This window comes from Streptomyces sp. NPDC046831 (assembly GCF_040645305.1).
In the GTDB taxonomy this organism is placed as follows: Bacteria; Actinomycetota; Actinomycetes; order Streptomycetales; family Streptomycetaceae; genus Streptomyces.
Map to the genome: position 1 here is coordinate 239,915 of NZ_JBEYXZ010000005.1, position 14,748 is coordinate 254,662.

A 14,748-nucleotide genomic window follows, 5' to 3' on the forward strand; every position below is an offset into this window, starting at 1 on the left:
CCCGTACGAGGGCCTGGGGCCGGCACGCCGAGAGCACGCACCCGACGCCGCGCGGCCGCCCCTCGGGCGACGACGCGCATGGTCAGACCTAGGGGTCTGCCCCCGAGGCCGGCTCACACCCCGGCCGCCCGTGCCTTCTCGTACACCTCCGCGGCGACGTCCTGGAGCTCCCGGGCGTCGCGCACGGTGGCCTGGAAGTCGACCAGGATCTCCTCCAGGCCGATCGCGGCGTGGGCGGCCAGGTCCTCGACGATCTGGTCGGCGTCGCCCTGGAAGGGGGACCGGCCGCCGTCGCGGGCCTTCGCCGAGTACCTGGCGTTGGCCCTGAGTACCGTCCGGATCGGCTCATGGCGGCCGCGCTCGGCGGCGAGCTCCTGCAGCTCGGCCCACTGGCTCGCGACCCGCGCGACACCCGCGCCCAGCGGCAGCCAGCCGTCGGCGTGGTCGACCAGCCGGCGCATGGCCCGCGGCGTGCTCGCGGCCAGCAGGATCGGGACGGGCCGGGCCGGCTTCGGGCCGACGACGGCCGACTCGATCGTCGTCACCTCCCCGGCGTAGCGCACCGGGTCGGGCCCCCACACCGCCCGGCACACGTCGATGACCTCCTCCAGCATCCGGCCGCGCTCCTCGATCGGCCGGATTCCCGAGGCCGCGTACTCGTCCAGGGACCAGCCCGTGCCGAAGCCCGCCAGCACCCGGCCGCCGCTCGCCGCGTCCAGCGTGGCGAGGGTCTTGGCGAGCTGGAAGGGCATGTGCAGCGGCGCCACCAGCACGCTGCTGCCCAGCCGGACCCGTTCGGTGGCCGCCGCGGCCAGGGTGAGCGTGACCAGCGGATCGGCGACGCCGCGGTAGGAGTCCGGCCAGGGCAGGCCCTCGACGCCGTACAGGCCCTGGGTGGCGGGCTCCGGGACCAGGGCCCGCTCGTAGACCCAGAGGCTGTCGTAACCGATCCGCTCCGCGGCGCGCGCCACGTCGGGCACGTCCCTGCCGAGGCGGTACTGACGGTTCTGCGGAAGGCCCAGTCCCAGACGGATCGCCATGGCGGTGCACCCCTTCGTGGTCTGCCGTGTCCGCCGCACAACGTACAGTGACCGCCGGCCGGTCCACCGGCAGGTCCGCGGGGGCTGTCCGGATCAGTCCGGCAGGGGAGTGAGCAGCATGCGTCCGGCGAAGCCGACCGCCGTGTCCAGCCGCAGGGCGAACTCCTCGGCCAGGTCGGGCAGGCGCCGCAGCGCCCACAGCGCCCGCGCCGCCGACCAGGTGGCGTCCCGGGCCCGCTCCAGGCTCCACGAGCCGAGGAGATGGGTGAGCGGATCGGCGATCTGCAGCAGGTCCGGCCCGGGCATGAGGTCTTCGCGGATGCGCTCCTCCAGGGAGACGAGCAGGTCGCCCACCCGGTCGAACTCGTCCTCCAGGTCGGCCGGTTCGCAGCCGAGCGCACGGCAGGCGTCCACGACGGCGAGCGCCAGGTCGTGGCCGATGTGCGCGTTGATGCCCGCCAGCGCGAACTGCAGCGGGCGTACGCCGGGATGGCGGCGGAACTGGAACAGCGGCCGCCAGCAGGCCGGTGGACGCCGGTCGCCGGCCACCGCCTCCACGGCGGCGAGATACCGCTCCGCGAAGCGGACGTCCAGCGTGGTCACGGCCCGCGGGTCCGTGAACCGCCCCGTCTCCAGGCGCCGGCCGACCTCCTCGGTGACGGCGAGGTAGACGCGGTTGAACACCGCGACCCCGTCCCGCTCCGGCAGCGAGGCGTCCAGGGCGCGCATCCGGGCCACGACCGCGTCCACGGTGCCCGCGCGAGGGGTGAGGTGTGCCGAGGGGGCCATGGGGGCAGGTTCCCAGGCCCGCACCGGCGCGGGCGCCGACCGGCCCGGCGCTTCCCCAGAACGGGGGAACCCTGCCACGGCGCGGCGCGGGCGCGCGGGGGAAGCCGGTCCCGGTACCCCGGGCTGCTCCCGCTGCCCGGTGGGCCGCGCCAAGGGCCGGTCCGCGCGTTGCCCGGGACGGGGCCGGCCCGGATCGTCCGCCGTCACGGGCGGGACCGACCCCGCGAACTGATCCACGTCGGCACCGGTGAAGCCGGCCGGGGACCCGACGGCGTGGCCGCCAGGTCCCCGGCCGACGGGCCGGTGCTACGCCGCCCGGGGGCGGCCACTCGATCCGGTCGCTGCCTACGACCGGGCGCGGTGAGCGCCGTCCTGGGCCGGGCCCCGCTGAACCGCGGTGCCGTCCTGGGCCGGGTCCCGCTGAGCCGCCGTGTCATCCTCGGTCCTCTCGTCGTACGACGAGGTGCCCTCGTCCAGCAGCGGTTCCTGCGTCTTGAGGTGGGCCGGCGCGAACAGCCGCAGCGCGTGGTAGCCGGTGATCACGACCAGCGTGCCCAGCGCGATGCCGCTGAGGGAGAAGCTGTCGGTGAACTTCATGGTGACGTTGCCGACGCCGATGATGATGCCGGCGGCGGCCGGCACCAGGTTGAGCGGGTTGCGCAGGTCGACCCGGGCGTTCGTCCAGATCTGGGCGCCGAGCAGACCGATCATGCCGTACAGGATGACCGTGATCCCGCCCAGCACCCCGCCGGGCACCGCGGCCACGACCGCGCCGAACTTCGGGCAGACGCCGAACAGCAGCGCGAAGCCGGCGGCGGCCCAGTAGGCGGCGGTCGAGTAGACACGCGTCGCGGCCATCACGCCGATGTTCTCGGAGTACGTGGTGTTGGGCGGGCCGCCGACCGCGGTGGACAGCATGGAGGCCACGCCGTCGGCCGAGATCGCGGTGCCCAGCTTGTCGTCCAGCGGGTCGCCGGTCATCTCGCCGACCGCCTTGACGTGCCCGGCGTTCTCCGCGACCAGCGCGATGACGACGGGGAGTGCGACGAGGATCGCCGACCACTGGAAGGACGGCCCGTGGAAGGAGGGCAGCCCGATCCAGTCGGCCCGGCCGACGGCGGAGAGGTCCAGCCGCCAGTGGTCGGTGAGCTTGCCGCTCGCGTCGACCGAGTGGATCTTGCCGAAGAACTGGTCGCACGCCCAGGAGAAGACGTACCCGAAGACGAGGCCGAGGAAGATCGCGATGCGGGACCAGAAGCCGCGCAGGCAGACCACGGCCAGCCCGGTGAAGAGCATGACCAGCAGCGCCGTCCACTGGTCCTGGGGCCAGTACGTCGTCGCCGTCACCGGGGCCAGGTTGAAGCCGATCAGCATGACGACCGCGCCGGTCACGACCGGCGGCATGGCCGCGTGGATGATCCGCGCCCCGAAGCGCTGCACGGCGAGGCCCACCAGGAACAGCGCCGCGCCGACGACGAGGACCGCGCCGGTCACGGTCGCGCTCGTGCCGCCCTGCGCGCGGATGACCGCGGCGACACCGACGAAGGACAGCGAGCAGCCCAGGTAGCTGGGCACCCGGCCGCGCGTGGCGAGCAGGAAGATGACCGTCGCGACACCCGACATCATGATCGCGAGGTTGGGGTCGAGGCCCATGAGTACGGGGGCGACGAAGGACGCGCCGAACATCGCCACGACGTGCTGGGCACCGAGCCCGACCGTGCGGGGCCAGGAGAGCCGTTCGTCGGGCCGGACGACCGCTCCGGGTGCGGGCGTCCGCCCGTCACCGTGCAGTTTCCAGCGCACGCCGAGGTCCATGGTGGGGTTTCGCTTTCTGTTTTCGGCCACTGTCCGAACCATTGTCCAGGGTGACCGGCCGTGCTCGTTCACCTGATCGCACCAGCCGGCCGTGTGCGCGCGCGCCGGCCGGCGGCCGGCGGCCCGGTGCGGCGACGCCGCGGCCGGGGACACGGGGCCGGCCGGTACCGCCCCGCCAGCCCTCCTGAGCGTCCGCTTAGGATGGGTGCGCAGACCGCCTCACCAGTGACGTTCAGGAGCACCGCCCGTGACCGCCGAAGCCCCGACCGCCCCTGCTCTGTCGTACGGCCGGCTGATCCCCGTCGCCGTCCACTTCGACGACCTCGACGCGCTCGGGCTGCTGCACAACGCCCGCTACCCGCTGATGGTCGAACGGGCCTGGGCCGAACTGTGGCGCGAGCACGGGTTCCACTTCGAGGGCGACTGGGGGGCGGCCGGTGACGCCTGCAACGCCGTCAAGGAACTCCGGATCACCTACGAGGCCCCGGTGACCCGGCCGGGTGCCCACGCGGTCCACCTGTGGCTGGAACGGCTCGGCAACACCGGCCTGACGTACGGCTTCCGTTTCTGCTCGGCGGACGGCGCGGTGACGTTCGCTCGCGGCACCCGGGTGCTGGTCCGGCTGGACGCGGAAACCCTGCGCCCCGCGCCGTGGAGCGAGCGCTTCAGGGCCGCGGCTCGGGAACTGCTGCGCCCTGAGAGCTGACCTTCGGCCGGCCCCGGTCGCCCGCGCGCAGCACCCTCGCGAGGGCGGCCAGCCCGCAGGCCAGCACGGTGACGAGGGCGAACGACACCACCAGGCTGGTCGCCTGGGCCAGCCCCCCGATCGCGCCCGGCGCGACCAGCCCCGAGGCGTACGTGATGGTCGCCACGCCCGCGATGGCCTGGCCGGGGTTCGGCCCGCTGCGGCCCGCCGCCGCGAAGCACAGCGGCACGACGACCGCGATCCCGAGCCCCAGCAGGGCGAACCCGGTCATCGCGACCGCCGGGTGCCCCGCCAGGACGACGAGCAGCCCGCCGAGCGCGGCGAGGACACCGCTCACCCGCACGGTGCGCACCGAGCCGAACCGGTCCACCACCCTGTCGCCCGCGATCCGGGCCACGGCCATGGTGAGGGCGAAGCCCGTCGTGCACGCGGCCGCGAGGCCTGCGGAGGACTCCAGCCGGGTCCGCAGGTACACCGCGGACCAGTCCAGGCTCGCGCCCTCGGCGAACACCGCGCAGAACCCGATCGTCCCGATCAGCAGCGCCGACCTCGGCGGCAGGGCGAACCGGGGCGGCGGCTCCTCGTCCGCCGCGGGCCGCAGGTCGAGCACCCAGGTGCACACCACCAGCCCCGCGGCGGTCAGGAACCCGGCCGCCAGTGCGTGGTGCAGCCGGGCGTCCGAGCCGAGGTGGGCGGCGAGCGTGCCGGCCGCGGATCCGGCCAGCGCGCCGGCGCTCCACATGCCGTGCAGTCCGGACATGATCGACCGGCCGAGCCGGCTCTCGACCTCCACGCCCAGCGCGTTCATCGCGACGTCGGCCATGCCCGCGGTGGCGCCGTAGACGAACAGGGCCAGGCAGAGCGTGAGGAGGCTGGGCGCGAGGGCCGGCAGGGCCAGCGACAGCGTCCACAGCGCGATCAGCGCCCGCAGGGCATTGCGCGTGCCGAGGCGGTGGCTGACGCCGCCCGCGAGCGGCATGGCGAGCGAGGCGCCGAGCGCGGGGAAGGCCAGCGCGAGTCCCAGCTGCCCGGCGCCGATCGAGGCGTGGTCCTGGATCCACGGCACGCGGGTCGCGAACGAGCCGGTGACGGCTCCGTGGACGGCGAACACGGCCGCCACGGCGTACCGGGCGCGCCTCACCTCGCGTCGGCCGAAGACCACGGTGCCCATGGTGACCTCCCCTCCCGTCCCGCCGCCCGTCCGATGTCCGCGTCGGTCGACGCCCCTCGGTCGTGCCGCCCGGGCCGCGGGACGGGGCGCCCCCGGCCGAAGTCCCCCGACTGCCTCAGCTCGGCCGGGCCGCACCCCCGAACCGGCCGGCCAGGTACTCCTCGAACGTGCGCTTCCCCACCGCGTGCGCCGGTGCCAGGTGGCCGCCGTCGCGGAACCCCCGGTACGCCTTCCCGGCGAGCGGTACGGTGACCACCGCCCGCCGCCGTCCAGCCGCCCGCAGATACGCCCGGGCCAGCGACTCGCAGGTGCGCACCTCGGGCCCGCCCATGTCCGGCACCCGTCCCGCCGGCGCCCCCGTCGCCAGTTCGGCGAGCCGGCCGGCGACCTCCGCCGTCTCGATCGGCTGGTCCCGTACGCCGGCCGGCACCAGCATGACCGGCGGCTTGGCCAGCGCCTGGAACATCTGCACGAGCAGGTCGTGGAACTGGGTCGTGCGCAGCACGGTCCAGCCGAGCCCCGACTGCTCGACGAGCCGCTCCACGGCGAGCTTGGTCCGGTAGTAGCCGAACGGCACCCGGTCGACGCCCACGATGGAGATGTAGACCAGATGGCCCACGCCGGCTCGCCGGGCCGCGTCGATCAGGTGCGCGGCCGCCTCCTCGTCGCCGCCCCGCGGTGAGCTCGCGCAGTGCACGATCGTGTCCGCGCCCGCCACGGCCCGGTCCAGCCCGGGCCCGCCCTCGCGCAGGTCGACGGGGTGGCTCGGGCTGTGCCGGCTCAGGGGCCGTACCTCCCGCCCGTCCGCCCGCAGCCGCTCCACGACGAGCCGGCCGAGCGTTCCGGTGCCGCCGGTCACCAGGATCGTGGTCATGGGCGTTCCGTCCCTTCGGACACGGCACCCCCCGCTGGGGTGCCCTGTGCCGACTCGGACGAATGGGCTGCGTGAAACGTGACAGGGCCGCACGCGAGCCGGCCGGCGCGGTGCGCAGCCGGCAAATCCGGGTCGTCGCGGTCCGCAGTCGGCAAGTCCGGGTCGTCGCGGTCGCGTCCGTGCCCTGGCCCGGCGAGACGGTCGGGGCAGCGGGTCCCGGCCGCCACCCACCCCACGGGAACGGGCCGCCGGCCGATCCGGTGAGGGGGCCCGGCGGCGGGCAAGGGCCGTCGTCACCGCCACCGGACCCGTGGTCCAGACCCTAAGAGGACTAGACCATTCTGGTCAATGGGTACGGGCCGCGCGCCAACCCCGTTGCCCGGCAGGGGGAGTCGGCTCGGGTCTCTCCCGCTCTCTTCCGCGCGGCACGCGGCGTCCGCACCGTCTGTGAGCGAGCCCACACCGATCGTCGGTCCGCGGGTGGGCGGATCATGGCACACTTGCCCTGTACCAGTAGCAGCGCACTCCGGGGTCGGTGAAAGTCCGAACCGGCGGTTACAGTCCGCGACCCGGTCGCCTCCAGCGGCCGGTTGACCAGGTGAAATTCCTGGACCGACGGTTAAAGTCCGGATGGGAGGCAGTGCGCGGCGGGCGAGCATGTGTGCGCGCCGCCGTCTGGGTCCGTCCTGCGGACGGGGCCCGTCCGGCGTCGCCCCGGCGTTTTCGCCCGTGTGCTCTGTCGTCATCGACAGCCCCGGAGTCCGTGCCCGAACGAGGCAGGAGGACCCGGGAAGTGTTCACCGGAATCGTCGAAGAGCTGGGCGAGGTCACGGCCGTCGAGGACCTCGGCGACGCCGCTCGCTTCCGGCTCCGCGGCCCCGTCGTGACCGAGGGCGCGCAGCACGGCGACTCCATCGCCGTGAACGGGGTCTGTCTCACCGTCGTCGAACACGAGGGCGACGAGTTCACCGCGGACGTCATGGCGGAGACCCTCAAGCGCTCCAGCCTCGGTGCCCTCGCCGTCGGTTCCCGCGTCAACCTGGAACGCCCCACCGCCGTCGGCGCGCGCCTCGGCGGGCACATCGTGCAGGGCCACGTCGACGGCACCGGCACGATCCTCGCCCGTACCCCCTCGGAGCACTGGGAGATCGTCAGGATCTCGCTCCCCGCGGACCTCGCGCGCTACGTCGTGGAGAAGGGCTCCATCACCGTCGACGGCATCAGCCTGACCGTCGTCGAGGCGGGCCCCGACTACTTCACCGTCAGCCTCATCCCGACCACCCTCGCCCTGACCACTCTCGGCCTCAAGCAGCCCGGCGAGCCGGTCAACCTCGAGGTGGACGTCGTCGCCAAGTACGTCGAGCGGCTGCTGGCGGCAGGTCAGGGGGCCGGCCGGTGAACTGGCTCAACTCCGAGGCCTTCGTCCTCTTCCACCAGCACATCAAGTGGTCCGACATGATCGGCAACGTGATCGGCCTGATCGGTCTCGCGTTCGGCTGGCGGCGCTCGATATGGAGCTGGCCGGTCCAGTTCATCTCCGGGCTCATCCTCTTCGCCGCCTTCGCCACCGCCCACCTCTCCGGCAGCGCCGGCAAGCAGGTGGTCGTCATGGTCGTCGCCGTCTACGGCTGGTGGCAGTGGAACCGCGGCCGGGGCCAGGCGGAGGACGGCCACATCGCCGTGCGGTTCGCCGCCTGGCGCGAACGCCTGGTGCTGGCCGGCGCGGCGGCCCTCGGCACCGTCGCGGTCGCCGGGCTGTTCACCGCGTACCCGTCCCTGTCCTGGGACCCCTGGCCGGACGCCTACATCTTCGTCGGCACGATCGTCGCCATGTACGCCCAGGCGCGCGGCATGGTCGAGTTCTGGTTCGCCTGGCTGCTCGTGGACGCCGTCGGTGTCCCGCTCAACTTCGCCAACGGCTTCGCCTTCTCCGGCTTCGTCTACGTCATCTACGGCGCGCTCGTCCTGTGGGGCATGCGCGACTGGTGGCTGCGCTCCCGCAAGGCCGCGCGGCCCGTCATGGAAGGAGCGCCGGCATGACCTCCCGCCCGTCGTCCGCCACCGGCCCCAACGAGGCTCCCCCGCAGCAGAGGGCACCTCAGGACTCCCACCCCGCCGCGCCCGCGATCCCACCGGTCCTCTACGGCGCCGACGACCTCGAGGACTTCGCCCTCGACCCGGTCGAGCAGGCCGTCGCCGACATCGCCGCCGGCCGCCCGATCGTGGTCGTCGACGACGAGGACCGCGAGAACGAGGGCGACCTCGTCGTCGCCGCCGAGAAGGTGACCGAGGAGATCGTCGCCTTCATGATGAGCGAGTGCCGCGGCCTGATCTGCGCGCCCATGGAGGGCGAGGAACTGGACCGGCTGCGGCTGCCGCAGATGGTCGAGGACAACACCGAGTCGATGAAGACCGCCTTCACGGTCTCGGTCGACGCCTCGGGCGCGCACGGTGTCACCACCGGCATCTCCGCCTCCGACCGCGCCACCACGCTCCGGCTGCTGGCGAGCGGCACGGCCGAGCCGGCCGACTTCGTCCGCCCCGGCCACGTCTTCCCGCTGCGCGCCCGGCCCGGCGGGGTCCTGGTCCGCAACGGGCACACCGAAGCCGCCGTCGACCTCGCCCGGCTGGCCGGCCTGCGCCCGGCCGGCGCGATCGTCGAGATCGCCGGCGAGGACGGCCGGATGCTGCGCCTGCCCGAGCTGATCCCGTTCGCCCGCAAGCACGGGCTGACGATCATCTCCATCGAGGACCTGATCGCCCACCTGCGCTCACCCGGGCGCACGGCTCCGGCGGCGCACACGCCGGTCGTGTGCGAGCCCACCGTCCGCCGTGAGGCGGAGGTCCACCTGCCGACGGCCCACGGCACCTTCACGGCCCACGGCTACCGCTCCACCGTCGACGGCGTCGAGCACGTCGCCCTGGTGCACGGCGAGATCGGCGACGGCGAGGACGTCCTCGTCCGCGTCCACTCCGAGTGCCTCACCGGCGACATCTTCGGCTCCCTGCGCTGCGACTGCGGCCCCCAGCTGGACGCCTCCCTGGAGCGCATCCAGGCCGAGGGCAGGGGAGTGGTGGTGTACCTGCGCGGACACGAGGGGCGCGGCATCGGACTGATGTCCAAACTGCGCGCCTACGAGCTCCAGGAGCGCGGCCGCGACACCCTCGACGCCAACCTCGAACTCGGCCTGCCCGCCGACGCCCGCGACTACGCCGCCGGGGCGCAGATCCTCGCCGACCTCGGCGTGCGCAGCGTCCGGCTGATGACCAACAACCCCGACAAGGCCGGCGCGCTGACCCGGTACGGCATCGAGGTCGCCGCCCGCGAGCCGATGCCGGTACAGGCGGGCGAACACAACATCCGCTATCTGCGCACCAAGCGGGACCGGATGGGACACGACCTGCCCTGGCTGGACGCGACCGCCGCGGCCACCTGCGGCAACCAGTAACACGAACAGAGCACTGAGGAGACACGTGAGCGGCAAGGGTGCACCGGAGCTGTCCGTCCGGAACGTCGGGGACCTCAGGGTCGCCGTCATCGCGGCGCAGTGGCACGAGAAGGTGATGGACGGCCTGGTGGACGGCGCCCTGCGCGCCCTGCACGAGCTGGGGATCGACGAGCCGACCCTGCTGCGGGTCCCCGGCAGCTTCGAGCTCCCCGTCGTCGCCAAGGTGCTCGCGGGCCGCGGCTACGACGCCGTCGTCGCCCTCGGCGTCGTCATCCGCGGCGGCACCCCGCACTTCGACTATGTGTGCCAGGGCGTCGCCCAGGGGCTGACCCAGGTGTCGGTGGAGACCGGCGTCCCCGTCGGCTTCGGCGTGCTCACCTGCGACACCGAGGAGCAGGCCCTGGACCGGGCCGGCCTGGAGGGCTCCCGCGAGGACAAGGGCCACGAGGCGGTGACCGCCGCGGTGGCGACCGCGGCCACGCTCCGCTCGGTGTCCGAACCCTGGCGCTGAGGAGTCGGCGGGACCGCGTAGGGTGGGGACCACCATGTCCAAGAAGACGTTCGAGGAGCTCTTCACCGAGCTCCAGCACAAGGCCGCGCACGGCGATCCCACCACCTCCCGCACCGCCGAACTGGTCGGCAAGGGCGTCCATGCCATCGGCAAGAAGGTCGTCGAGGAGGCAGCAGAGGTCTGGATGGCCGCCGAGTACGAGGGCAAGGAGGCGGCCGCCGAGGAGATCTCGCAGCTGCTGTACCACGTCCAGGTGATGATGGTCGCCCGCGGGATCTCCCTGGACGACGTCTACGCCCACCTCTGAGCGGCGCCGGCCGCACCCCGTTCACCCACACAGCCGCAGAACCACGCAAAGGAAGCCGACCTCATGCTGCGCATCGCCGTCCCCAACAAGGGTTCACTCTCCGGCCCTGCGGCGGACATGCTGCATGAGGCCGGCTACCAGCAGCGGCGCGAGTCGAAGGAACTGCGGATCGTCGACCCGGAGAACGAGGTCGAGTTCTTCTACCTCCGCCCCCGCGACATCGCGATCTACGTCTCCTCCGGCCGCCTCGACATCGGCATCACCGGCCGCGACCTGCTCATCGACTCCGGCGCCAACGCCGAGGAGATCCTGCCGCTCGGCTTCGCCCGCTCCACCTTCCGCTACGCCACCCGGCCCGGCACGGCGACCGGCGTCGCGGACCTGAACGGCATGACCGTCGCCACGTCGTACGAGGGCATCGTCGCCAAGCACCTCGCCGACCACGGCATCGACGCCTCCGTCGTCCACCTCGACGGCGCCGTCGAGACCGCCGTCGAACTCGGCGTCGCCGAGATCATCGCGGACGTGGTGGAGACCGGCACCTCGCTGCGCAACGCCGGCCTGGAGGTCATCGGCGAGCCGATCATGGAGTCCGAGGCGATCGTGATCCGCCGCACCGGCGCCACCGCCGACGACGGCGCCGAGTCCAAGGTGCAGCAGTTCCTGCGCCGCCTGCAGGGCGTCCTCGTCGCCCGGACGTACGTGATGATGGACTACGACTGCCGGGTCGAGCAGCTGGAGAAGGCCGTCGCGCTGACCCCGGGCCTGGAGTCCCCGACCGTCTCCCCGCTGCACAACGAGGGCTGGGTCGCCGTCCGCGCCATGGTCCCCGCCAGGGAGGCCCAGCGGATCATGGACGACCTGTACGCCATCGGCGCCCGGGCCATCCTGACCACGGCCATCCACGCCTGCCGTCTCTGAGGTGCCCCGAGCGATGTCCGACCTGCCCGCGCTCCCCGTCACCTTCCGCCCCGGCCGCACCCGTGCCGTCCTGCTGTCCGCCGCGGTCGTGCTGTTCGTGGTGATCACCACCGTCACCCTGCTGCTGGAGCGGCTCGGCCCGGGCGAGCGCCTCAGCTTCATCCTTACGGCGGCGCTGCTGTCGGCGGTCCTGCTGCTCCTCGCCCGGCCCAAGGTCGTCGCCGACGACGCCGGTGTCACCGTCGTGAACATCGTCACCGGGCGCCGTCTGGAGTGGGCCGAGATCCTCCGGGTCAACCTGCGTCCCGGCGATCCCTGGGTCTTCCTCGACCTCAGCGACGGCACCAGCCTGCCGGCCCTCGGCATCCAGCCGGGCATCGCCAAGCAGCGCGCCATCGCCGACGCACGCGCCCTGCGCGCCCTGGTCGCGGCCCGCTCCCAGCCGGATTCCCAAGCCGCCCGCGGTGAACATCACGGCTGACTCGGGGCGTCCACCCTGCCGCACGGGGCGGTGTCTTGATTAATCTGGTGGCGGAGGCGTTTTCGCTGCGCCTCCGCTCCTGTGCTCCGGCCCGGTGCCCAGGGGCTCCTGCTACCCGAGGAGTGACTCCCCCCGGCGATGGACGGATCGTCCTGCAGTACCTGCGCCGCCCCCTGCCGACATAGCGCGGACCGCGTCCGCGCCCACGCGGAGGCGGCGGCATCATGACCACCCCCCTGCTGCTCCTCGGAGCGGCTCTCCTGCTGATCCTGGCCAACGGATTCTTCGTGGCCGCCGAATTCGGCCTGGTGACCGTGGACCGGCCGGAGGCCGAGAAGGCCGCCGCCGAGGGCGACCAGCGGGCCCGTACGGTCGTCGAGTCGCTCAGGGAGCTGTCGTTCCAGCTCTCCGGCACCCAGCTCGGGATCACCATCACCTCCCTCGTCGTCGGCATGCTCGCCGAGCCGGCGCTGGCCGAACTGCTGCACGGCCCGTTCACCGCGGTCGGCGTCCCCGAGGGCGCCGTCTCCGGCGTCGCCGTGGTCGTCGGCATGCTGCTCGCGTCCGCCGTGCAGATGGTGATCGGCGAGCTCGTCCCCAAGAACTGGGCGGTCTCCCGGCCGCTGCAGGTCGCGCGGTTCGTCGCCGGCCCGCAGCACGCGTTCTCCCGCCTGTTCCGCCCGGTGATCGCCGCGCTCAACGCCGTCGCCAACCGGCTCGTCCGCGCCCTGGGCGTCGAGCCCGCCGACGAGCTGGCCTCCGCGCGCACCCCCGGCGAGCTGGTGTCCCTGGCACGCCACTCCGCGCAGGCGGGCACCCTGGAACAGGACACGGCCGACCTGTTCGTACGGACCCTGTCCCTGGGCGAGCTGACCGCGCAGCACGTCATGACCCCGCGCGTGAAGGTCAGCGCCCTGCAGTCGTCGGCGACCGCCGAGGACGTGGTCAACCTCACACGCGCCACCGGCCTGTCCCGCTTCCCCGTCTACCGGGAGAAGATCGACGAGATGGTCGGCATGGTCCACCTGAAGGACGCCCTCGCCGTCCCGGTGCAGGAGCGGCTGCGCACCCCCGTCGGCCGCATCGCCCGGCCGGCCCTGCTCGTCCCGGAGACCCTGCCGGTACGGCCGCTGCTGGCGCGGCTGCGCAGCGAGCAGCCCATCGCGGTCGTCGTCGACGAGTACGGCGGAACCGCGGGCGTCGTGACCCTGGAGGACATCGTCGAGGAACTCGTCGGCGAGGTCCGCGACGAGCACGACGCCAAGGACGTGCCCGAGCTGGCCCCCGCCCCGCCGGAGGACGGCCACCCCGCCTGGGACGTCGACGGCGGCTGCCGCGTCGACCTGCTCAGGCGCATCGGCCTCCAGGCGCCCGAGGGCCCGTACGAGACCGTCGCCGGACTGGTCGCCGACCTGCTCGGACGCATCCCGGCCCCGGGCGACCGGGCCGAGCTGCCGGGCTGGCGGCTGTCCGTGCGCCAGGTCGGGCACTACCGCGCGGAGCGGGTCCGGCTGGTGCGGACGGCCCCCGCGGCCGACGCCGTCGCCGTCGTCGTGGAGGCCGCCCGATGAGCGTGCTGCAACTGTTCTTCGCCGCCCTGCTGGTGCTCGCCAACGGATTCTTCGTCGGCGCCGAGTTCGCGCTCGTGTCCGTGCGCCGCAGCCAGATCGAGCCGCTCGGCACCGCCCGGGCCCGGCAGGTGCTCCACGGCCTGGAGCGGCTGCCGCAGATGATGGCGGCCGCCCAGTTCGGCATCACCGTCTGCTCGCTGACTCTCGGTGCCGTCGCCGAGCCGACGGTGGCCCACCTGCTGGAGCCGGTGTTCGAGTCGCTCCGCCTGCCGCAGGGCGTGATCCACCCGCTCGGCTACGTCCTGGCGCTGGCGGCCGTGGTCTTCTTCCACCTGGTCATCGGCGAGATGGTGCCGAAGAACCTCGCGATGGCCGCGCCGGAGAAGGCCGCGCTGTGGCTGGGCCCCGGCCTGGTCGCCTTCGCCCGGCTGTGCCGGCCGATCACCGTGGCCCTCGGCGCCTGCGCCCAGGGCGTCCTGCGGCTGTTCCGGGTCGAGCCCAAGGACGAGGTCGAGGCCGTCTTCACCAGCGAGCAGCTCAACCGGCTGGTGGAGGACTCCGGCCAGGCCGGCCTCCTCGACCCCGAGGAGCAGGAGCGCCTGGAGGACGCGCTGGAGCTGGGCTCCCGCCCGGTGACCGACGTGCTCCTCAGGCGCGAGGCGCTGGTCACCGTCAGCCCCTCGGTGACGCCGGGGGAGATCGTCGAGCTGACCGCCCGCACCGGGTACTCCCGCTTCCCCGTGGCCGCGGGGAACGGGGCCTTCATGGGCTACCTCCACGTCAAGGACGTCCTCGACCTGGAGCACTCCGAGCGGGCCGTGCCGCAGCGGATATGGCGGCCCATGACGACGCTCGGCGCGGAGGTCCCGCTGGACGACGCGCTGACCGTGATGCGCCGCGCCGCGACGCACCTGGCCCAGGTGGCCGACGCGAGCGGCAGGGTGCTGGGGCTGGTGGCGCTGGAGGACGTCCTGGAACTCCTGGTCGGCGAGGTCCGCGACCCCGCCCACCGCGTCATGCCGGAGGTCCGCATGAGGCGGCCCCGGGCGACCGGGGAACCGGAGCAGGTGCTGGCCACGTAGCCGCCGGCGCCCGGGTGCGGGAGCCCCGGCT

Annotated in this window: 15 protein-coding genes and 1 riboswitch; of the genes, 10 read left to right on the top strand and 5 right to left on the bottom strand. The window is 73.5% G+C overall.

From position 1 onward, the window contains the following. Positions 1 to 113: 113 nt before the first annotated feature. The 3 genes from ABZ920_RS07535 to ABZ920_RS07545 all read right to left on the bottom strand — a co-directional run bounded on the left by ABZ920_RS07535 (position 114) and on the right by ABZ920_RS07545 (position 3,644). Positions 114 to 1,040, bottom strand: coding sequence for an LLM class F420-dependent oxidoreductase (locus ABZ920_RS07535; protein ID WP_361499796.1), 927 nt, complete (start codon positions 1,038 to 1,040; stop codon positions 114 to 116). Positions 1,041 to 1,133: 93 nt separating this feature from the next. Beyond that, entirely contained in the window at positions 1,134 to 1,829 is a 696-nt protein-coding gene (locus ABZ920_RS07540; protein ID WP_361499798.1) for a DUF5995 family protein, read from the bottom strand. A 345-nt stretch (positions 1,830 to 2,174) separates the two neighbouring features. After that, positions 2,175 to 3,644 (bottom strand): solute carrier family 23 protein, encoded by a 1,470-nt coding sequence (locus ABZ920_RS07545; protein WP_361499920.1) that lies wholly within the window; start codon positions 3,642 to 3,644, stop codon positions 2,175 to 2,177. 247 nt (positions 3,645 to 3,891) lie between these two features. On the opposite strand from ABZ920_RS07545, the gene ABZ920_RS07550 reads away from it, so the two are divergent. Next, a complete protein-coding gene (locus ABZ920_RS07550; protein WP_361499800.1) occupies positions 3,892 to 4,350 on the top strand; it encodes a thioesterase family protein in 459 nt (152 codons plus the stop codon). Here ABZ920_RS07550 and ABZ920_RS07555 read toward each other — a convergent pair. Both ABZ920_RS07555 and ABZ920_RS07560 read right to left on the bottom strand, forming a co-directional pair. Next, positions 4,310 to 5,521 carry an MFS transporter gene (locus ABZ920_RS07555; protein ID WP_361499802.1) on the bottom strand — a complete coding sequence of 404 codons (1,212 nt, stop codon included), beginning with the start codon at positions 5,519 to 5,521 and terminating at the stop codon, positions 4,310 to 4,312. The two genes, ABZ920_RS07550 and ABZ920_RS07555, sit on opposite strands and share 41 nt — an antisense overlap. A gap of 115 nt (positions 5,522 to 5,636) precedes the next feature. Beyond that, a complete protein-coding gene (locus ABZ920_RS07560) occupies positions 5,637 to 6,395 on the bottom strand; it encodes an NAD(P)H-binding protein (RefSeq protein WP_361499804.1) in 759 nt (252 codons plus the stop codon). A 517-nt stretch (positions 6,396 to 6,912) separates the two neighbouring features. Then, positions 6,913 to 7,043: riboswitch (FMN riboswitch) on the top strand. Between the two features lie 145 nt (positions 7,044 to 7,188). On the opposite strand from ABZ920_RS07560, the gene ABZ920_RS07565 reads away from it, so the two are divergent. From ABZ920_RS07565 to ABZ920_RS07605, 9 genes are all read left to right on the top strand, one after another. Continuing rightward, the gene (locus ABZ920_RS07565; RefSeq protein ID WP_361499806.1) at positions 7,189 to 7,794 is read left to right on the top strand and encodes a riboflavin synthase; all 606 of its coding nucleotides are present in this window, start codon (positions 7,189 to 7,191) and stop codon (positions 7,792 to 7,794) included. Further along, on the top strand, positions 7,791 to 8,435 hold the full coding sequence (locus ABZ920_RS07570; protein ID WP_361499808.1) for a nicotinamide mononucleotide transporter family protein: 645 nt from the start codon (positions 7,791 to 7,793) through the stop codon (positions 8,433 to 8,435). The genes ABZ920_RS07565 and ABZ920_RS07570 overlap by 4 nt, the downstream gene beginning before the upstream one ends. Then, on the top strand, positions 8,432 to 9,844 hold the full coding sequence (locus ABZ920_RS07575; protein ID WP_361499810.1) for a bifunctional 3,4-dihydroxy-2-butanone-4-phosphate synthase/GTP cyclohydrolase II: 1,413 nt from the start codon (positions 8,432 to 8,434) through the stop codon (positions 9,842 to 9,844). Before ABZ920_RS07570 ends, ABZ920_RS07575 begins: the two co-directional genes overlap by 4 nt. A 25-nt stretch (positions 9,845 to 9,869) precedes the next feature. Further along, on the top strand, positions 9,870 to 10,355 hold the full coding sequence (gene ribH / locus ABZ920_RS07580; RefSeq protein WP_361499812.1) for a 6,7-dimethyl-8-ribityllumazine synthase: 486 nt from the start codon (positions 9,870 to 9,872) through the stop codon (positions 10,353 to 10,355). Positions 10,356 to 10,389: 34 nt separating this feature from the next. After that, positions 10,390 to 10,662 carry a phosphoribosyl-ATP diphosphatase gene (locus tag ABZ920_RS07585; protein WP_361499814.1) on the top strand — a complete coding sequence of 91 codons (273 nt, stop codon included), beginning with the start codon at positions 10,390 to 10,392 and terminating at the stop codon, positions 10,660 to 10,662. A 63-nt stretch (positions 10,663 to 10,725) separates the two neighbouring features. Continuing rightward, positions 10,726 to 11,583, top strand: coding sequence for an ATP phosphoribosyltransferase (gene hisG / locus ABZ920_RS07590; RefSeq protein ID WP_361499816.1), 858 nt, complete (start codon positions 10,726 to 10,728; stop codon positions 11,581 to 11,583). 13 nt (positions 11,584 to 11,596) lie between these two features. Next, complete coding sequence (locus ABZ920_RS07595; RefSeq protein ID WP_361499817.1) at positions 11,597 to 12,064, top strand: PH domain-containing protein; 468 nt, start codon at positions 11,597 to 11,599, stop codon at positions 12,062 to 12,064. Positions 12,065 to 12,288: 224 nt separating this feature from the next. Beyond that, a complete protein-coding gene (locus ABZ920_RS07600; protein WP_361499819.1) occupies positions 12,289 to 13,635 on the top strand; it encodes a hemolysin family protein in 1,347 nt (448 codons plus the stop codon). Next, the gene (locus tag ABZ920_RS07605; RefSeq protein WP_361499821.1) at positions 13,632 to 14,717 is read left to right on the top strand and encodes a hemolysin family protein; all 1,086 of its coding nucleotides are present in this window, start codon (positions 13,632 to 13,634) and stop codon (positions 14,715 to 14,717) included. Before ABZ920_RS07600 ends, ABZ920_RS07605 begins: the two co-directional genes overlap by 4 nt. Positions 14,718 to 14,748 lie beyond the last annotated feature (31 nt).

What these genes read in the sequence shown, in the direction of transcription:
- ABZ920_RS07600 (WP_361499819.1), top strand. Translation starts at nt 12,289, where the DNA reads ATGACCACCCCCCTGCTGCTCCTCGGAGCGGCTCTCCTGCTGATCCTG.
- ABZ920_RS07535 (WP_361499796.1), bottom strand. Translation starts at nt 1,040, where the DNA reads ATGGCGATCCGTCTGGGACTGGGCCTTCCGCAGAACCGTCAGTACCGC.
- ABZ920_RS07560 (WP_361499804.1), bottom strand. Translation starts at nt 6,395, where the DNA reads ATGACCACGATCCTGGTGACCGGCGGCACCGGAACGCTCGGCCGGCTC.
- ABZ920_RS07605 (WP_361499821.1), top strand. Translation starts at nt 13,632, where the DNA reads ATGAGCGTGCTGCAACTGTTCTTCGCCGCCCTGCTGGTGCTCGCCAAC.
- ABZ920_RS07595 (WP_361499817.1), top strand. Translation starts at nt 11,597, where the DNA reads ATGTCCGACCTGCCCGCGCTCCCCGTCACCTTCCGCCCCGGCCGCACC.
- ABZ920_RS07555 (WP_361499802.1), bottom strand. Translation starts at nt 5,521, where the DNA reads ATGGGCACCGTGGTCTTCGGCCGACGCGAGGTGAGGCGCGCCCGGTAC.
- ABZ920_RS07585 (WP_361499814.1), top strand. Translation starts at nt 10,390, where the DNA reads ATGTCCAAGAAGACGTTCGAGGAGCTCTTCACCGAGCTCCAGCACAAG.
- ABZ920_RS07545 (WP_361499920.1), bottom strand. Translation starts at nt 3,644, where the DNA reads ATGGACCTCGGCGTGCGCTGGAAACTGCACGGTGACGGGCGGACGCCC.
- hisG (WP_361499816.1), top strand. Translation starts at nt 10,726, where the DNA reads ATGCTGCGCATCGCCGTCCCCAACAAGGGTTCACTCTCCGGCCCTGCG.
- ABZ920_RS07575 (WP_361499810.1), top strand. Translation starts at nt 8,432, where the DNA reads ATGACCTCCCGCCCGTCGTCCGCCACCGGCCCCAACGAGGCTCCCCCG.
- ABZ920_RS07540 (WP_361499798.1), bottom strand. Translation starts at nt 1,829, where the DNA reads ATGGCCCCCTCGGCACACCTCACCCCTCGCGCGGGCACCGTGGACGCG.